Origin of the sequence: Planomonospora parontospora, from assembly GCA_014647935.1 — a bacterium.
Lineage (GTDB): Bacteria > Actinomycetota > Actinomycetes > Streptosporangiales > Streptosporangiaceae > Planomonospora > Planomonospora parontospora.
This window is the reverse complement of the sequence record BMQD01000001.1, coordinates 148619-165998: the sequence shown is the minus strand read 5'-3', so window position 1 is coordinate 165998 and position 17380 is coordinate 148619. Positions and strand designations below refer to the sequence as shown.

At 72.9% G+C, this 17380-nt stretch carries 15 protein-coding genes and 1 pseudogene; 9 read left to right on the top strand and 7 right to left on the bottom strand.

Annotated features, from left to right (window positions below; genetic code table 11):
• Positions 1–18: 18 nt before the first annotated feature.
• Positions 19–990 (bottom strand): WD40 repeat domain-containing protein, encoded by a 972-nt coding sequence (locus tag IEZ07_RS00750; protein WP_191893010.1) that lies wholly within the window; start codon positions 988–990, stop codon positions 19–21.
• Positions 991–1133: 143 nt separating this feature from the next.
• Here IEZ07_RS00750 and IEZ07_RS00745 point away from each other — a divergent pair, with 143 nt between their 5' ends.
• A complete protein-coding gene (locus tag IEZ07_RS00745) occupies positions 1134–1649 on the top strand; it encodes a GNAT family N-acetyltransferase (RefSeq protein WP_239319244.1) in 516 nt (171 codons plus the stop codon).
• 114 nt (positions 1650–1763) lie between these two features.
• Here IEZ07_RS00745 and IEZ07_RS00740 read toward each other — a convergent pair whose 3' ends face one another.
• The 3 genes and pseudogenes from IEZ07_RS00740 to soxR form a co-directional block, all read right to left on the bottom strand.
• Complete coding sequence (locus tag IEZ07_RS00740; protein WP_239319236.1) at positions 1764–2327, bottom strand: TIGR02611 family protein; 564 nt, start codon at positions 2325–2327, stop codon at positions 1764–1766.
• A gap of 230 nt (positions 2328–2557) precedes the next feature.
• The gene (locus IEZ07_RS00735; protein ID WP_191893008.1) at positions 2558–5509 is read right to left on the bottom strand and encodes a cellulose binding domain-containing protein; all 2952 of its coding nucleotides are present in this window, start codon (positions 5507–5509) and stop codon (positions 2558–2560) included.
• A gap of 372 nt (positions 5510–5881) precedes the next feature.
• A pseudogene (gene soxR, locus IEZ07_RS00730) lies at positions 5882–6325 on the bottom strand (redox-sensitive transcriptional activator SoxR); the annotation flags it as partial.
• Positions 6326–6376: 51 nt separating this feature from the next.
• Between soxR and IEZ07_RS00725 the strand changes: the two are divergent.
• Complete coding sequence (locus IEZ07_RS00725; RefSeq protein WP_068896767.1) at positions 6377–6799, top strand: PPOX class F420-dependent oxidoreductase; 423 nt, start codon at positions 6377–6379, stop codon at positions 6797–6799.
• Positions 6800–6971: 172 nt separating this feature from the next.
• On the opposite strand, the gene IEZ07_RS00720 is transcribed toward IEZ07_RS00725, so the two are convergent.
• Positions 6972–7973 (bottom strand): LacI family DNA-binding transcriptional regulator, encoded by a 1002-nt coding sequence (locus tag IEZ07_RS00720; RefSeq protein WP_191893006.1) that lies wholly within the window; start codon positions 7971–7973, stop codon positions 6972–6974.
• A gap of 162 nt (positions 7974–8135) precedes the next feature.
• Here IEZ07_RS00720 and arfA point away from each other — a divergent pair, with 162 nt between their 5' ends.
• From arfA to IEZ07_RS00695, 5 genes are all read left to right on the top strand, one after another.
• Positions 8136–9644, top strand: a complete 1509-nt coding sequence (gene arfA, locus IEZ07_RS00715; RefSeq protein ID WP_191893005.1) for an arabinosylfuranosidase ArfA — start codon at positions 8136–8138, stop codon at positions 9642–9644.
• A gap of 3 nt (positions 9645–9647) precedes the next feature.
• The gene (locus IEZ07_RS00710) at positions 9648–10988 is read left to right on the top strand and encodes an ABC transporter substrate-binding protein (RefSeq protein WP_191893004.1); all 1341 of its coding nucleotides are present in this window, start codon (positions 9648–9650) and stop codon (positions 10986–10988) included.
• A gap of 56 nt (positions 10989–11044) precedes the next feature.
• Positions 11045–11980 carry a carbohydrate ABC transporter permease gene (locus IEZ07_RS00705; protein WP_204054194.1) on the top strand — a complete coding sequence of 312 codons (936 nt, stop codon included), beginning with the start codon at positions 11045–11047 and terminating at the stop codon, positions 11978–11980.
• A gap of 49 nt (positions 11981–12029) precedes the next feature.
• Positions 12030–12884 carry a carbohydrate ABC transporter permease gene (locus IEZ07_RS00700; protein WP_068896771.1) on the top strand — a complete coding sequence of 285 codons (855 nt, stop codon included), beginning with the start codon at positions 12030–12032 and terminating at the stop codon, positions 12882–12884.
• Positions 12885–12974: 90 nt separating this feature from the next.
• Complete coding sequence (locus IEZ07_RS00695; RefSeq protein ID WP_191893003.1) at positions 12975–13796, top strand: patatin-like phospholipase family protein; 822 nt, start codon at positions 12975–12977, stop codon at positions 13794–13796.
• A 118-nt stretch (positions 13797–13914) separates the two neighbouring features.
• Here IEZ07_RS00695 and IEZ07_RS00690 read toward each other — a convergent pair whose 3' ends face one another.
• A complete protein-coding gene (locus tag IEZ07_RS00690; protein WP_191893002.1) occupies positions 13915–14154 on the bottom strand; it encodes a helix-turn-helix domain-containing protein in 240 nt (79 codons plus the stop codon).
• Positions 14155–14202: 48 nt separating this feature from the next.
• Complete coding sequence (locus tag IEZ07_RS00685; RefSeq protein WP_229797686.1) at positions 14203–14418, bottom strand: DUF6158 family protein; 216 nt, start codon at positions 14416–14418, stop codon at positions 14203–14205.
• 142 nt (positions 14419–14560) lie between these two features.
• Between IEZ07_RS00685 and IEZ07_RS00680 the strand changes: the two genes are divergently transcribed.
• Positions 14561–15580: a LysR family transcriptional regulator gene (locus IEZ07_RS00680; RefSeq protein ID WP_191893001.1), complete on the top strand. Its 1020-nt coding sequence runs from the start codon at positions 14561–14563 to the stop codon at positions 15578–15580.
• A 78-nt stretch (positions 15581–15658) separates the two neighbouring features.
• The gene (locus IEZ07_RS00675) at positions 15659–17194 is read left to right on the top strand and encodes a S1 family peptidase (RefSeq protein WP_191893000.1); all 1536 of its coding nucleotides are present in this window, start codon (positions 15659–15661) and stop codon (positions 17192–17194) included.
• Positions 17195–17380: the final 186 nt, after the last annotated feature.

Sequence of the window (17380 nt, the reverse complement as noted above, 5' to 3'; positions counted from 1 at the left end):
TCGGCGAAGCCCTCCGGGTCATTTGCGGGTGTAGCCGAGATAGAGCTTCTTGTCCCAGTCGGCGGCGGAGAAGGCGGCCAGCGTCCGGACGGTCCTGCCCGTGAGGTCGCTCAGCACGACGCGGCGGGTCCCGCCGGAGGCCACGACCGCGATGAGGTGCCTCTCGTCCCACCAGCCCCAGATGCTCTGCGGCCGGATGCCCACCCGGGCGGCGACCCTGCCCGTGGTGCGGTTCCAGACGCAGACGTGCTCGGTGTAGGAGGCCGGGCACCACGTCGCCAGCGCGCGGCCCGACGGCGAGAAGGCGTCCTCGCCGCCGACCGGCGTGCCCGTCCCGGTCAGCGTGCGCCGGACCGACCCGTCCTGGCCGTAGAAGCGGGTGCCTCCCCGGTGGCCCGCGACGAGCTCGGTGCCGTCCGGGCTCCACCGGAAGGTCGCCGCGGCGTCCACCCCCGGCACGGTCACCGTCCGCGCCGACCCGGCGGCCGCGTCGACGATCACGAACCCGGTGGTGGCCCAGGCCGACCCGGACTTCTTCCTGACGGTCAGGACGGCCCTGCCCGCGTCGCGGGACCAGCGCGCGGAGTTAGTGACCAGGGGCTTGCGCACCGTCCGGATCCGGGTGCCCCTGCCCGACGCGACGTCGAGGAGGACCACCGAGTCGTATCCGGAGCTGTAGGCCGCCGGGACCGCCAGCGCCCTGGCGCCCTTCGGCGCGACGGTGACCTCCGCGTCACCGGTCCTCCGCACGAACCCGGTGCCCCGGCGCAGGTAGGCGGCGCCCTTCAGCGTGTAGGAGGTCACCCGCGCGGGGTCGGCGGAGTCCTCCCGCACGGTCGCCGAGGTGCCGGGCAGCTTGATGTCCACCGGCGCGGCCGTGTGCGCGCCGGCGTGCGCGGCAGTGTGCGCGACAGTGGGGGCCGGCACGGTCAGCGCGACCGCGATGGCGGCGCCGCGGAGCAGTCGGTGAATCCCGTGGGTCAGGGGCACGGCCGCAGCCTAGGCCGGGAGATCCTCATGATTCGAGATCTATAACGAATCGGTTGGCCTAACAAGGGTGCGCCACGGCCCGCCGCCGCCTCTCCTCGCGGGAGGGGAGCGCCGACCCGGTAGGCTCACCCGGCGTGGAACCCATGGAGATCACCGCGGGCACGCTGCACCTGCGGCCGTGGCGCGCCGAGGACGCCGGGGTGGTGGGCGCGGCCCTGTGCGACCCCGAGATCCGCCGCTGGACGGCCGCCTCCCCCGACATCCCCGACGAGCATGCCTGGCTGGCCGACCGGATCGGGGGCTGGGCCGACGGCTCGTCGGCCTCCTTCGCCGTCGCGGACTCGACCACCGGCGGGGTGCTCGGTCACATCCGGGTGCGGACCCGCGGCGACGGGACCGGCGAGGTCGGCTACTGGGTCCTGCCCGCCGCCCGCGGGCGCGGCGTGGCCGGTCACGCGCTCGGCGCGGTCGCCCGGTGGTCGTTCGCCTGCCTGGGGCTGTCCCGGCTGGACCTGCGGCACGCCGTGGCCAACCCCGCCTCCTGCGCGGTCGCCAGGAGGAACGGGTTCGCGCTGGCCAGGCTGCTCGCCCAGCCGTCGCCGGCCGGAGAGGACGAGCTCGTCGAGATGCACCTGCACACGCTCGCCCCGCCTGCCTGATCCGCCCGCCGGGACGCGCCCTCGCCGCGATGCCCGGCCTGCCGGCGCTCTTCACCGGCCTGCCGCGGGCGGCCGAGGCGGCCGGGCCGGATCTCCGGCCGTCCCTGCCCGGGGTCAGCGGATGAGCAGCTTCTGGGCCTCGAGGACCAGGTCGACGCCGAAGCTGAGCTTGACGCCGAAGTAGACGATGGCGGTGGCGGTCGCGGCGGCGACCAGGATGACCAGGCCCTTGACCGCGAGATGCTGCCGGCCGAGCCAGACCATCCAGGCAGACAGGGTCCGCTTGCCGAACTCCAGCAGCCGGTGGGCCCAGTGGAACTCCAGGGCCAGCACCGCGAGACCGGCGAAGACGACCGCCCAGCCGGGGCCGGGGAACGGCACCATGATGAGCCCGGCGACGACCAGCACGCCGCCGAGCGTGCCGATGACGATCTTCAGGGTGAGGCGGCCGGCGCGGGTGGACCTGATCGCGTCCAGCCGGCCGTGCAGGCCCGAGCGGATGGGCGAGCGCTCGGCCGCCTCGGCCTTCACCGCCTCGGCGTCGCCGGTCTCGCGCATGGAGGGACTCTCCGCGTCACCGGTCTCGCGCATGGCCGGGCCCTCCGCCTCCGCCGCTCCGGCGTCACCGGCGTCACCGGCCCCGGACGGTCGCCCGGCGCCGTCCTGGGTGTCTCGCACCCCGTCTGAGATGGCCACGTGTTCCCCCGGACAGTCGGTTTCGTTCCAGGATAGGCCCGCGCGTCCGAGCTCCGCTCCTCCCCGCGGACGAGTCCGGCCTCGTGCCCCCGGAGGGCGCGAGGCCGGAAGACCGTCCCGCCGGGCGGAACCGGCCGTACGGCGGGCGCGCCGTACGGCCGGGGCCTCCCGCGGGGTCACCTCACACGGGTCACCTCAACGGTTCACACGGGTCAGCCCGCGGTGCAGGTGACGGCGGCGGGGACGCCGTTGGCGCCGGTCCAGCCGGCCCCGAAGCCGAACGAGGTGGAGGCGCCCGCATTCAGGTTGCCGTTCCAGCCCGCGTTCCTGACGGTGACGTCCGCCCCGGTCTGGGTGTGCACGCCGCTCCAGAGCTGGGTGATCTTCTGGCCGTCGGGGAAGGTCCACTTCACGGTCCAGCCGGTGATGGCTGCGGTGCCGGTGTTCTTGACCGTCACCTCGCCCTGGAAGCCGCCGGGCCAGGAGTTGGCCACCCTGTAGGCCGCGGTGCAGCCGCCCTCGGTGGATCCGCCGGTGGTGGTCTTGAAGGTCACCGGGTCGGAGGCGGCCGAGGTGTTGCCGGCCGCGTCGCGGGCCACGACGTAGTAGGTGTAGGAGGTGTCGGCCGTCAGCCCGGTCAGGGCGAACGACGCCGAGGAGGGCGAGCCGACCTTGACGTCCGTGGCCCCGGCCTCGCGGTAGACGTCGTAGCCCTCGACGCCGACGTCGTCGGTCGAGGCCGTCCAGGTCAGCGTGGCGCCGGTCGCGGTGATCGCCGAGGCGGCCGGCCTGCCCGGCTTGGACGGGTCGGTGGTGTCGTCGTCCGGGGGCGTGGTCCCGCCGTCGCCGGTGTCGGCGTAGACGATGCCGCGGCCGTTGGTGCCCAGGTAGACGCGGCCGTAGATCCGGGGGTCGCCGGTCAGGGCCTCGCCCATGTTGCCGTACTGGTGCTGGTCGTCGTTGACCCGGACCCAGGTGGCGCCGGTGTCGTCGGAGCGGAAGACACCGGTCACGCCGCCGATCGTGGCGACCGCGTAGAGCGCCGGGTGGTTCCGGCCCTCCGCGGCCTTGCCGAAGCCGACGTTCACCGCTGAGGTGACGCCGGACAGCTTGGTGAAGGAGGCGCCGCCGTCGGTGGAGCGGAACAGGCCGGTCTCGCCTGCGAGCCAGACGTGGCCCTCGCGGCCGGGCACGGCCTTGAACTTGACGTTGCCCTCGGCGGGCAGGCCGGTCGCCGCGGAGGCCGCGAACGTGGCGCCGCCGTCGGTGCTGACGTAGAACCTCCCGGCGCTGAAGCCGTAGAACCTCTTGGCGTTCACCCGGTCGGACTCGACCACGGCGCCGGTCGGGATGCCGGTGGAGGCGGTCCAGCCGTTGCCGTAACCGACCGTGTGGTGGACGGCCACGCCCTTGGGCGCCCAGACGAACCGGGAGCCGTCGGCGGCCGCGGCGACGGTGCCGCCCTCGTTGATCCCGCCGGGCTCGGTGCCCTGGAACCAGTTGGCGCCGCCGTCGGTGGAGAAGGCGACGTGGCTGTCGCCCGGCCGGTCGGCGTCGGTGAAGTTGCCCGCGCGGACCATGATGTTCGGGCTGGTCTCGGCGTAGTCGAGGCTGGTGGCCGAGGTGAAGGTCGGTGAGGTGAACATCATCGGCGGGACCTTGGTGAGGTCGGTGTGGCGGAAGCCGCCGATGTCACCGAGCGCGCTGACCAGGGGCGCGCCGCTGGGCGGGCTGACCAGGTCGAGGACGGCGGTCTCCTCCAGGCCCTCGACCATGGGCTTGATGGTGAACTTGCCGCCGGTGTCCCACTTCTTCAGGTCCTCGGTGCCGTAGATCGTGGCGCCGGTGCCGTACATCATCCGGTTGGAGTCGAACGGGTCGATCTCCACCGACTCGTTCATCCAGCCGAGCTTGGGCGCCTCCTCCGGCGGCTGCGGATTCGCCCCGAAGGTCAGCCACGGCGCGGAGGAGATGTCCATCGTGTAGCGCTTGGTCCGCTCGGGGTAGGAGCCCCAGTCCCAGATCCGGGTCCAGGTCGCGCCGGCGTCGGTCGAGCGGAAGAAGATCGCGTCGGGCCACCAGGAGACCTGGGTGGCGACCATGATCGTGTTCGGGTTCTGCCGGTCGATGGTCAGGCCGCTGTAGCCGAAGTAGTCGTCGGCGGAGCTGGACGGGATCGGGCTGATCTGCGTCCACGCGCCGGTCCTGGTGTCGAGCTTCCACACGTCGCCCTTGGCCCCGTCGTACGGCCCGCCGGTGTCGCTGGTGGCGATGTACAGGGTGCCGCTGGTGTGGTCGAACACGCCCTTGTGGGCGATGTGGCCGGTCGGCTGCCCGGCGACGCGGGTCCAGGTGGCGCCGCCGTCGGAGGAGCCGTAGACCGTGTTCTCCTTGTCGGCCACCCCGACGTAGATCTTCTGCGTGGTCTTGCCGGCCGTCGCCGAGGTCGGGTCGAAGGTCACCCAGACCACGCCGGGCCGGTGGCTCAGGTAGCCGTTGGGGTCGTCCGGGTCGGCGGCGTAGTTCCCGGGGTTGGGGAAGCTCGCGACCTTGGCCCAGGTGACGCCCTTGTCGGTGCTGCGCCACAGGCCGTTGCCGTCGGGCGCGCCGAGGTAGATCACGCGGTTGTCGTTCGGGTCCACGACCAGCCGCTCGCCCATCCCCCGGCCGGGCATGTTGCCGCCGAGCTTGAACGGCAGCTCGGTGGCCTGCCAGGTCTTCCCCTTGTCCGCCGAGCGCAGGATCGCACCCTTGTTGGGGTCCCAGTCGTTGGTGTACATCCCGGCCGCGACGTAGACGCGGTTCGTCTCCACGGGGTCGGTGGCGAGGCTGACCACGCCGTTGTAGCCCCACTTGTCCCAGCCGACCCAGTCGAGCAGCGGGACCCAGGTCCTGCTGGACTGCTCCCACCGGTACGCCCCGCCGATGTCGGTGCGGGCGTAGATGAGGTTCTTCTCCTTCTGGTTGAAGATGATGCCCGGGACGAACCCGCCGCCGTCGATCCGGACGTTCTTCCACTCGTTGGTCTCGGCGGCCACGGCGGTGGCGGCGGCCGACAGGGCGCCGGCCGGGGCGGTCTGCGCGGCCGCGCCCGTGACGGCGGTGCCCGCCACCGCGCATGTCAGCGCCGAGGCGGCGAGCACGCCGACCAGTCTTCTTCGCATGTACGGTTTCCCTCCGCGGAGCAATGGACGAACCGCCATGCACGATCAGAGAGCGGGAACCTGACCTCCGACCGCCCGTGATGCGCGTGCATGAGCGCCCAGAGGTTCACACGGCCGCGGACGCATCGTCAATTAGTTTGAGTTCCCAACCAACAAAGGCGAGGTGAGACTCCGGCTCCGATGTAATTTTCACGCGGCGCCGGAGTCCGCCTCCGTGCCCGGCCCCGCGCCCGCCCCGGAGTCCGCCTCCCCGCCTGGCCCCGCGCACACCCCGAAGCCCGCCTCCGTGCCCGCCTCCCCCGGTACGGCGCCCGCCCCGGCGCCGGCCGCCGTCCCCGCGCCCGCCGCCTCCCCCGGTACGGCGCAGCCCGCCGCCGGGGCGACCATCAGCCGCGATCCCGGGCCGCGGGCGGCCAGCACGTCGCCGGGGTTGGCCAGCGCGCAGCGGTCGAGGGACAGGCAGCCGCAGCCGATGCAGTCGGTCAGCCCGTCGCGCAGGCGCTGGAGCTGCCGGATCCGGTCGTCCAGCTCGGTCCGCCACAGCGCGGAGAGCCGGGCCCAGTCCTCCCGGTTCGGGGTGCGCCCGTCCGGCAGGGCGGAGAGCGCGTGCTGGATCGTCTTCAGCGGGATCCCGACCCGCTGGGAGACCCGGATGAAAGCGATCCTGCGCAGCGTGTCGCGGGTGTAGCGGCGCTGGTTGCCCGCCGTACGGCGGCTGCGGATCAGGCCCTTGGCCTCGTAGAAGTGCAGGGCCGAGATCGCCACCCCGCTGCGGGCGGAGAGCTGGCCGACGCTGAGTTCCGTTGTCTGGGACACGGGCCCATCCTAAGTTGACCTCAAGGTAGCTTGAGGTTGCAGCCTGGACGCATGACGACCGCAGAGACCTCCGCGCACGTGTTCACCCAGGCCGAGCTCGACTACCTCGGAGGGCAGCGGCTCGGCCGCCTGGCCACCGTGGCGCCCGACGGCACGGTGCAGAACAGCCCCACCGGCTTCCACTACGACCCCGCGACGGGCACGATCGACATCTACGGCCGCGCCATGGGCGCGACCAGGAAGTTCCGCAACGTCCGGGCGAACGGCCGGGTGGCCTTCGTGGTGGACGACCTCGCCTCGACCGACCCCTGGGTCGTCCGGGGCGTGGAGATCCGGGGCACGGCCGAGGCGGTCGAGGACCACGAGCCGCCCTCGCCGTACCTCAGCCGGGAGGTCATCCGCATCCGCCCGGAGCGGATCATCTCGTGGGGCGTCGACCCGGCGCAGCGGGGGATGCGGGGCCGCGACGTCTGAGCCCTCACCGGGATCGCCGAGCCCGGGGCGCTCAGGGTGCTCGGCGCCCCAGGGCGTTCAGCGGACCGCGGACCCGGCGCACTCAACGGGCTCAACCGGCTCAACCGGCTCAACCGGCTCAACCGGCTCAACCGGCTCAACCGGCTCAACCGGCTCAACCGGCTCAACCGGCTCAACGGCCCAGGGTGCTCTCCCTGGCCATGAGGCGGTAGCCGGCCCGGACCTCCTGCGGCGCGTGGCCGGACCGCCCGTCGATCCGCCGCCTCAGCAGGTCCACCGCGATCCGCGCCAGTTCGGCCTTGTCCGGGGCCACCGTGGTCAGGGTCGGGGTGCTGTAGCGGCCGTCCTCGATGTCGTCGAGCCCGGCGAGCGCGATGTCCTCGGGCACCCGCAGGCCGCGGGAGAGGATCGCGCGCAGCGCCCCCAGCGCCAGCAGGTCGTTGAAGCAGAAGACCGCGTCGGGCCGGTCGCCGCCGGTGAGCAGCCCGGCCATCGCCGCCGCGCCGTCCGCCCGCCGGTAGCGCTCCACCCGCACCACCGTCTCCGGGAGGCCGTGCGCGGCCAGCGCCTCCCGGTAGCCGGCCAGCCGGAGCGGGGCCGTACCGCTGACCGCGCTGTCCTGGGCCCCCAGCGCGGCGACGCGGGTGCGGCCCAGGCCGATCAGGTGCTCGGTGACGTCGCGGGCGGCGCGGACGTTGTCGATCGCCACGTGGTCGGCCGGGCCGTCGTGGATGCGCTCGCCCAGCAGGACCAGCGCCGTCTCGTCGGTGCGGGCGGCGAGCTCGTCGGCGCCGATCGCGATGGGGCTGAGGATCAGCCCGTCCACCCGGTGGTCGCGGACCCCGTCGAGGATCTGCCGCTCGCGCTCCAGGCTCCCGTCGGTCTGCTCGATGACCACCAGCCACCGCTGCTCGGCCGCGGCGTCGATGACGAACCTCGACAGCTCCGCGAAGTAGGGCGCGTCGAGCTCGGGCAGCGCCAGGGCGATCACGCCGGTGCGCCCCCGCCGCAGGTTGCGCGCCGACAGGTTGGGCCGGTAGTCGAGCCGGGAGAGCGCCTCCTCCACCTTCGCGCGGGTGGCGGGCGCGACGTGCGCGTACCCGTTGACCACGTTGGAGACGGTCTTCACCGACACCCCCGCCAGATCCGCGACGTCGCGCAGGCTCACCCCCACCCGCTTCCACCTCCCTGGCCGTACGGCTGCGCGAGCCGTACACGATCCGACGGGGTCGATCGTAACGCCCCGGTATCGACCTCCTACGCCCCTGTTTACAACGTTGGAACAACGTTGTACAAACGCACCACCGAAACACCGCGTTGACAGAGAGGTCGTGTCTTGCCGACGACCAGCGCCCGTCTCACCCTGGATCCCGCCTTCCGGATCGCCCCGGTGGAGCCCCGCCTGTTCGGCTCGTTCGTCGAGCACATGGGCCGCTGCGTGTACACCGGCGTCTTCGAGCCCGGCCACCCGCTGGCCGACGCCGACGGCTTCCGCACCGACGTGCTGGAGCTGACCCGCGAGCTCGGGGTGACCCTGGTCCGCTACCCCGGCGGGAACTTCGTCTCCAACTACCGCTGGGAGGACGGCGTCGGGCCGGTGGAGGACCGGCCCGCCCGGCTGGACCTGGCCTGGCGGAGCCTGGAGGGCAACGCCTTCGGGCTGAACGAGTTCATGGCCTGGGCGGCGAAGGCCGGGGTGGAGCCGATGATGGCGCTCAACCTGGGCACCCGCGGCGTGGCCGAGGCGCTGGAGCTGGTGGAGTACGCCAACTACCCCGGCGGCACCCGCCTGTCGGAGCTGCGCCGCGCGCACGGCGTGGACAAGCCGCACGGCGTGCGGCTGTGGTGCCTGGGCAACGAGCTGGACGGCCCCTGGCAGATGGGCCACAAGACCGCCCGCGAGTACGGCAGGCTCGCCGCCGAGACCGCCCGGGCGCTCAAGCGCTTCGACCCGGACCTGTCCCTGGTGGCCTGCGGCAGCTCCAACGGCGGCATGCCGACGTTCGGGGCGTGGGAGGCCGAGGTGCTGGAGGCGACCTACGAGATGGTCGACCACATCTCGCTGCACGCCTACTACGACCCGTCCGACGGCGACGTCGACTCCTTCCTGGCCAGCGCCGCCGACATGGACCACATGATCCGCTCGATCGCCGCCACCGCCGACCACGTCGGCGCCAAGCTGCGCAGCCGCAGGCGGATCAAGCTCTCCTTCGACGAGTGGAACGTCTGGTACCAGAGCCGCTTCCCCGGCGAGTCCGCGCTGGACTGGGCCGAGCACCCCCGCCTGATCGAGGACGACTACGACGTCACCGACGCCGTCGTGGTCGGCAGCCTGCTCATCACGCTGCTGCGCAACGCCGACCGCGTGGGCATCGCCTGCCAGGCCCAGCTGGCCAACGTGATCGCCCCGATCCGGACGGAGCCGGGCGGCCCGGCCTGGCGGCAGAGCGTCTTCCACCCGTTCGCGCTGACCGCCCGGCACGCCCGGGGCCAGGTGCTCCGGGTGGAGCCGGAGTGCCCGGCGATCCCCACCGCCAGGTACGGCGAGGCCCCCGCCGTCTGGGCCACCGCCACCTTCGACGACGCCACCGGCGAGACGGCGCTCTTCGTGGTCAACCGCGACCGGCGCGGGCCCTGCGAGCTCGAGGTGGCGCTCCCGGCCGGCCTGGTCCCGGTGGAGCACCTGGAACTCGCCGACCCGGACCTCTCGGCGGTCAACTCCGCCGCCGCCCCCGACCGGGTCGCCCCCCGCCCGGGCACCGGGCTCCGCCTCGACGGCCGCCGGGCCACCCTCACCCTCCCGCCAGTTTCATGGAGTATTGTCCGCTTCGCCCCCCAGGAGTAAGACATGAGCGATTCCTTCTCCCGCCGCTCCTTCCTCGGCCTGACCGGCGCCGCCGGCCTCACCGCCGCCCTGGCCGCCTGCGGCGGCGGGACCAAGATCGGCGCGGGCTCCTCCGCACCCGCCTCGGCCGCTCCGTCGTTCTCCGGCGGCGAGTACACCGGCCCCAAGGTCACCCTGGACTACTGGAACGGCTTCACCGGCGGCGACGGGCCGCACATGCGGGCCATGGTGGAGGCGTTCAACAAGGAGTTCTCCGGCCGGATCGAGGTGCGCAACATCACCCGCCGCTGGGAGGACCTCTACCCGGCCATGCCCACGGCCATCGCTGCCGGCAAGGGACCGGACGTGGCGATCATCCACAACGACTGGATCGGCACCTTCGCCGCCCGGCGGACCCTCATCCCGCTGGACGACGTGGTCGGGGCGCTGGAGCTGACCGAGGCCGACTTCATCCCCGCCGTGTGGAGCGCCGGGGTCTTCGACGGGAAGCGCTACAGCGTCCCGCTCGACGTGCACGGCCTGGGCGACTACTGGAACCGCGAGCACCTGGAGAAGATCGGGCTGTCCGAGGCGCCCGCGGACAAGGCCTCCTACGCCGACGCCCTCGCGGAGCTCAAGAAGGCCGGGATCGCCACCCCGTTCTGGATGCCGAACAAGTGGCCGGCCCACCTGATGTTCATGTCCCTGCTCTGGCAGCACGGCGGGGAGCTCTACAGCGAGGACGGCGCGAAGGCCCTGTGGGGCTCCGAGCAGGGGGTCCGGGCGCTGAGCTGGATGGTGGAGCAGATCGACGAGGGCTTCAGCCCGCCCAAGGTCGCGATCGACACCCAGTACGCCGCCTTCAAGAACGGCAGGGTCAGCCTCACCTGGGACGGCATCTGGCAGATCAACGACCTCAAGGCGAACGCGCCGTCGCTGCAGTGGGGCCTGTCCCCGGTGCCGAACATCGGCGGCACCCCCGCGGTGTGGAGTGCCTCGCACAACTTCGTGCTCACCTCCCAGGCGGGCAAGGACCCGAACAAGGTGCAGGCCGCGAAGGCCTTCATCGACTCCGTCAGCCGCCGGTCCACCGAGTGGGCCAAGGCCGGGATGATCCCGGCCCGCAACTCCGTCCGCGAGGACCCCGCCGTCGCGGACCTGCCCCAGGTGGGCCTGGCGAAGGACGTGGGCGTCTTCCGCTTCCTGCCCGCCCTGCCCGGCGTCGGCGACGTGCAGTCCAAGGCGCTGGAGCTGGCGGTGGCCAAGGCCGTGCTGAAGCAGGCGAGCCCGGCCGAGGCCTTGAAGGAGGGCGTGGCGACGGCCGACAAACTGCTCGCCGACAACAAGCGGAAGTACGGCCGGTGACCGGCCCGGCGCCGCGGGAGGAGGGAGCGCCCCCGGCCGGTGGGGACGGGCGGCCGGTGACCGTGCTGGAGCGGCCGGGGCGCCCGTCCGGGGCGGCGGGGCCCGCCGCGGGCGGGGCCACGCGCCGGATGCGGTGGTGGACGCCGTACGCCTTCCTCGCGCCCTACCTCGCCCTCTTCGCCGTCTTCATGGTCCTGCCGATCGGCTTCGGGTTCTGGACCAGCCTGCACGAGTGGGACGTCAACCTGCCCGCCAAGCCGTTCGTCGGGCTGGAGAACTACACCGAGCTGTTCGACCCGTCCAGCGTGGACGGCGGGCGCTTCTGGCTGGCGATGCGGGCCACCGGGATCTTCACCCTGTTCTCCGTGCCGCTGCTGATCGTGCTGCCGCTGCTGGTGGCGCTGCTGATGAACGGCCGCTTCCGCGGGCGCAACCTCTACCGCGCCGTCTACTTCGCCCCCTACGTGCTGGGGGTCGCAGTCGTCGGCTTCCTCTGGAGGTTCCTGCTCGACGGGAACATCGGCCTGGTCAACCACTACCTCGGCCTCGACGTGCAGTGGACCACCGACGTGCCGCCCGCCTGGGTCGCCCTGGTCGGCGTGACCGTGTGGTGGACCCTGGGCCTGAACGCGGTCATCTTCCTGGCCGGGCTCCAGGACATCCCGCGCGAGCTGCACGAGGCCGCGATGGTCGACGGCGCCTCGGCCTGGCGGCGGTTCCGCGCGGTCACCCTGCCGGGCCTGCGGCCGGTCACGGTGTTCGTGGTCAACGCCACCATCCTGGCCTCGGCCAACATGTTCGGGCAGTCCTACCTGATCACGGCGGGCGCGCCCGCCGACCAGACCAAGACCGCGATCTACCTCATCGCCGAGACCGGCCTGCGCCAGTTCGACATGGGCACCGCCTCGGCCATGAGCTTCATCCTGGCCGCCTGCCTCATGGCGGCCAGCGCCCTGGTGTTCGGCGCCTTCCGGGACAGGAGCGCGCGTTGACCCCCTCCCCGCGCCCGAAGGCGGGGCCTCCACGCCCGAAGGAGAGCCGATGAACCTCAGGAGCCCCGGTCCCCGGGACACCCGCGGGCTGCGGCGGGCCCTGCTGCACCTGGTCCTCGCCCTGGTGGCGGCGCTGTACCTCAGCCCACTGGTCTACATGGTCTCCACTTCCTTCAAGACCCGCGAGGGCTCCGGGTCCACCGAGCCGCAGTGGATCCCGGACCCCTTCTCCACCGGCGCCTACCGTGAGATCCTCACCAGCGCCGACAGCCCGATCCTGACCTGGTTCGCCAACAGCCTCATCGCCGCCACCGGGCACGCCGCGCTGGTGCTGGTCACCGCGGCCCCCGCCGCGTACGCGCTGGCCCGGCTCCGGTTCAGGGGGCGCGGCGCGATCTTCACCACGGTCGTGGCGACGCTGTTCGTGCCGCCGGTGGTGCTCCTGATCCCCAACTTCCTGATCGTCAACGAGCTCGCGTGGGTGGACAGCCTGCCCGCGGTGATCGTCCCCGCCGCGGCGGGCGCGTTCGGGGTGTTCTTCCTGCGGCAGTTCTTCCTCACCCTCCCCGGTGAGCTGGAGGAGGCCGCCGAGCTGGACGGCTGCAACCGCTGGCAGATCTTCACCGCCGTCGTCCTGCCCCTGGCCCGGCCGGCGCTGGTGACGCTGTTCCTGCTCTCCTTCCTGACCAACTGGAACGACTTCCTGTGGCCGATCTACGTCCTGCTCAGCCCCGACTCGCTGACCCTCCCCGCGGGCCTGGGCAACTTCCAGGGCGCCAACAGCATCCGCTACGACCTGCTGATGGCCGGGGCGGTGATCGCCAGCCTGCCGGTGATCGCGCTCTACCTCGTCGCCCAGCGCTGGGTGATCGAGGGCATCTCGCGCTCCGGGCTCAAGGGCTGACCGGGCACCGGGACGGACAGGACTCCGCGGACGGCCGGCGCCCGGCGGAACCTTCGGGACTTCCAGGGGCGATCAGGTAAGAATGGGCGCATGACGAGAGCACTGGTGCTGGGCGGCGGAGGCGTCGCGGGGATCGCCTGGGAGGCGGGGGTCGTCACCGGTCTCCGGCGGGCGGGGGTGGACCTGGGCGAGGCCGACCTGGTGGTCGGCACGTCCGCCGGATCGGTGGTGGGGGCGCTCGTCTCCACCGGCGCGGACCTGGAGGGCGCGGTCGCGGCCCAGGCCGGATCGGAGACCCGGGCGACCGTCCCGGCGGTCGACATGGAGGCGGTGATGGCCGCCTTCGGCATCCTGTACGACCCGTCCCTCGACCCGCGGGAGGCCCGGCGGCGGGTGGGCGCGATGGCGCTCTCGGTCGAGGACACCGGGGCCAGGATCGAGACCGTCGGCGAGCGGCTCCCGGTGAAGGAGTGGCCGGAGCGGCGGCTTATGATCACCGCGGTCGACTGCGGCACCGGGGAGTTCGTCGTCTGGGAGCGCGGCTCCGGGGTGCCCATGGTCACGGCGGTCGCCTCCAGCTGCGCCGTACCGTGCGTCTTCCCGCCGGTGGAGATCGGCGGTCGCCGCTACATGGACGGCGGGGTCCGCTCAGCGACCAACGCCAACCTGGCGGAGGGCTCGTCGGCCGTGGTGGTCCTGGAACCGCTGGCGCACCTGTCCCCCAGGGCCCGCTTCGCGGCCGAGCTCGCCCGGCTCGGTGACGCGGAGATCGCCCACGTCGTCCCCGACGAGGCGTCCGCCGCCGTCTTCGGCGCCAACGTCCTCGACCCGTCCCTGTGGCGCCCGGCCTTCGACGCCGGCCTCGCCCAGGCCCCGGCCGTCGCCGAGGCCGTACGGAAGGCCTGGTGCTGAACGCGCACGTGTGGATCGTCAACGGGCCGCCGGCCGCCGCCCCGGTCGGCGGGGCAGACCGGCGGGCAGGCCGGGCGGATCGTCCGGCGCGGCGGCTGAACCGCCGCGCCGTCCGGACTCAGCGTTCCACCGACCAGTCGTGGGGTCCGAGGACGTGGGCCCCGCCCCGGGCCTCGATCCAGCCCTTCTCAGCCAGGACGGCGAGGCTCCGCCGCACGGTCTCCTCGGGCAGGGCCGCCACGTGGGCGACGTCCGCCGTCTCGGCGACGCGGTCGTCCACGGCGAGGTAGGCCACGGCCTCGTAGACGGTCATGTCGTCGGTCGACAGGGTCTGGACATCATGGGGATCGTCTCGCATGGCCGTACCTCCTCGGTGGGGCCCGCCGGTCTCCCGGCCGGGCCGGTCTCAGCGCTGCCGGGCGCCCTCGCGCAGCCGTTCGGGATCGACCTGGCGCTCGGGGTGGCGGCGCAGGTACTCCTCCTCGAGCTCCTCGGTCCGGGTGCTGTGGTTGGCGAGCGCGTCGGCCGAGCCGTGCAGGAACGTGTCCGTCCGGGTGGCGTGCAGCTGGCGCAGCTCGCGGATCAGGTCGTCCTCTGACAGGTCCTTAGGATCGATTCCCATCGTCATGGCATCCGCCTACCCCGTCACGATCCGTCCTCACCTCCGGTACGGCATACGCCATTGGAACGATTCCACGAAAATGAGTCAGATTTCATGACTTGTTCTCATTGCGGCCATACCGCCGGGGCCTTACCTTCCCGGTATGGATCTCGAGCTCCGACACCTCAGGATCGTGCGCGCGGTCGCCGAGGCCGGGAGCGTCACCAAGGCGGCCACCCATCTCGGGCTGGCCCAGCCTGCGCTGACCGCGCAGCTCAAACGGATAGAGCGGGTGCTGGGAGGATCTCTCTTCGACCGCGACCACAACGGTGCCAGGCCCACGCCTCTCGGAGAGCTGGTGCTGGCCCGGGCGAGGGTGCTGCTGCCCGCCGCCCGGGAGCTCCAGGAGGAGGCCGTGCGCTTCGCCAACGCGTGCGGGGAGATCCCCCGCTACCGGCTCGGCGCCACCAACGGACCGATCCTCGGAGGGCTGGTGGACCGGCTCGCGACGGCGTGGCCGTCGACGCCGGTGACGACCCACACCTCCTGGTCGGCCAGGGAACTGAACGCGATGCTCACCACCGGGCGGCTGGACTTCGCGATCATCGGCGTCTGCGGGGAGAGCCCGCCGCCGGTGGACGGGCCGGTCGTCTGGACGACCATCGCGATGGATCCGGTCTTCGTGCTGCTCAGCGAGGACCACCGGCTGACGGGAAGGAGGGAGGTCGAGCTGGGCGAGCTGGCCGACGAGCAGTGGACGGCCACCCCCGGCGACGGCTGCTTCAGCGACTGCTTCGCGGCGGCCTGCGCCCGCGCGGGTTTCACCCCGAAGACCGTCTACGAGACCGACGTGGCCACGTGCATGCACCTGGCCACCGTCGGCCGCGCCGTCGCGCTGTGCCAGGCGACCTTCCAGCCCGCGGCCGGGCTGGGGCTGCTGCCGCTCGCGGGCGCCCCGCTGCGGTGGCGGCAGCTGCTCGGCTGGCACCCGGAGTCGCCGGTCGCCCGGGTCGCGCCGGTGATCGCCGAACACGCGCGGGCGGCCCACGCCGACGCCGTCCGGCGGAGCGCGCGGTACGCGGCCTGGCTGGACGGCGACCCCCGTTTCGGCACCGCGCCGCAGGATCCCGACGCCCATCCCCCCTCCTCCGCCCTTCCGCCCGCTCCCATAACGCGGCGGTAGGGGCGAACTGGTAGATCCGCGCCTCATGCGCCCGCCGTTACGTTGACGGCGCACCCCCCGAACATGAGGAGAGATCACATGCTCCGCAGGAATGCCGCGACGGCGGGTTTCGCACTCGCCCTCGCGCTGGTGGCCACCCCCGCCCTCGCCCAAGCCGGACCGGACGACGCCCTCACCCCGGGCAAGGCCGGCGCCGGCGACACGACCGCCGCCCTGTACACGGAGGCCAAGGCGATGGCCGCCAAGGCTCCCGCCCCCGCCCCCGGCCTGGTCGACGCCCTGGTGCGCGACCTCGGCATCGACGCCGGCCAGGCGAAGACCCGTCTGGTCAACGAGGCCGCCGCCGCCAAGGTCGAGCCGGTGCTCGCCGCCCGGCTCGGCGAGCAGTTCGGCGGAGCCTGGGTGGCCGGGCCCACCGCCGAGCTCGTCGTGGCGACCAGCGACTCCACGAAGGTCTCCGCCATCCTCAAGACCGGGGCGCAGGCCAAGGTGGTCCGGCACTCGCTCGCCACGCTCGACGCCGCCAAGGGCGCACTCGACGCCAAGGCCGAGGGCTCCCCCAGGTCGATCGCCTCCTGGTACGTCGACGTCCAGGACAACAGCGTCGTCGTCCTGGCGCGCGACACCGCCGAGGCCCAGGCCTTCGTGGACGCCAGCGGCGCCGACGCCTCCCTGGTCCGCGTCCGGCAGACCGCCGAGCAGCCCCAGCCGTTCTACGACGTGCGCGGCGGCGACGCCTACTACATGGGCGGCCGCTGCTCGGTCGGCTTCTCCGTGACCAAGGCCGGCAGCCAGGGCGGTTTCGTCACCGCCGGCCACTGCGGCGACGTCGGCACCGCCACGCAGGGCCACAACCGGGTCGCGCAGGGCACCTTCCGCGGCTCGTCCTTCCCGGGCAACGACTACGCCTGGGTCGAGGTCAACAGCCAGTGGACCCCGACCGGCGTCGTGAACGCCTACAACTCCGGCATCCTGCCGGTCCGCGGCTCCACGCAGCGGGCGGTCGGCTCCTCCATCTGCCGGGCCGGCTCCACCACCGGATACCACTGCGGCACCATCGGCCAGCACAACACCAGCGTCACCTACCCCGAGGGCACCATCTCCGGCGTGACCCGCACCAGCGTGTGCGCCGAGCCCGGCGACTCCGGCGGCTCCTACATCTCCGGCGACCAGGCCCAGGGCGTCACCTCCGGCGGCTCCGGCAACTGCAGCTCCGGCGGCACCACCTACCACCAGCCGGTCAACGAGATCCTCTCGGCGTACGGCCTGACCCTGGCCACGGACGGCGGCACCGAGCCGCCGCCGCCCACCGGCTGCACCGGCTACGGCCGGACGCTCAGCGGCTCGGCCACGTCCTCCGGCCAGAACCTCTACAGCAGCGGCTTCACCGCCGGCTCGGGCACCCACCGGCTCTGCCTGGACGGCCCGAACGGCGCCGACTTCGACCTCTACCTGCAGAAGCAGAGCGGCTCCTCCTGGGTGAACGTGGCCAGCGGGACGAGCTCCGGCCCTGACGAGTCCTTCACCTACAACGGCACCTCGGGCACCTACCGGGTCCGGGTCCACGCCTACAGCGGCACCGGCGCCTTCACCGTCGGCGTGACGACGCCGTAGCACGACCGCGGCGCGGTCGCAGCACCTCCGCGGCGGTGCCCGGGCTGCTCACGGGCACCGCCGCGGTCCCGCGCACGGCGCGGCACCCCCCGAACGGCGCCGCCGTCCCCTCCGCTGGGGCGGCGGCGCCGCTTCTCGTACGGCGGCCGTATGAGAATGAGGGGATGAGGCCGTACGAGAATGGAG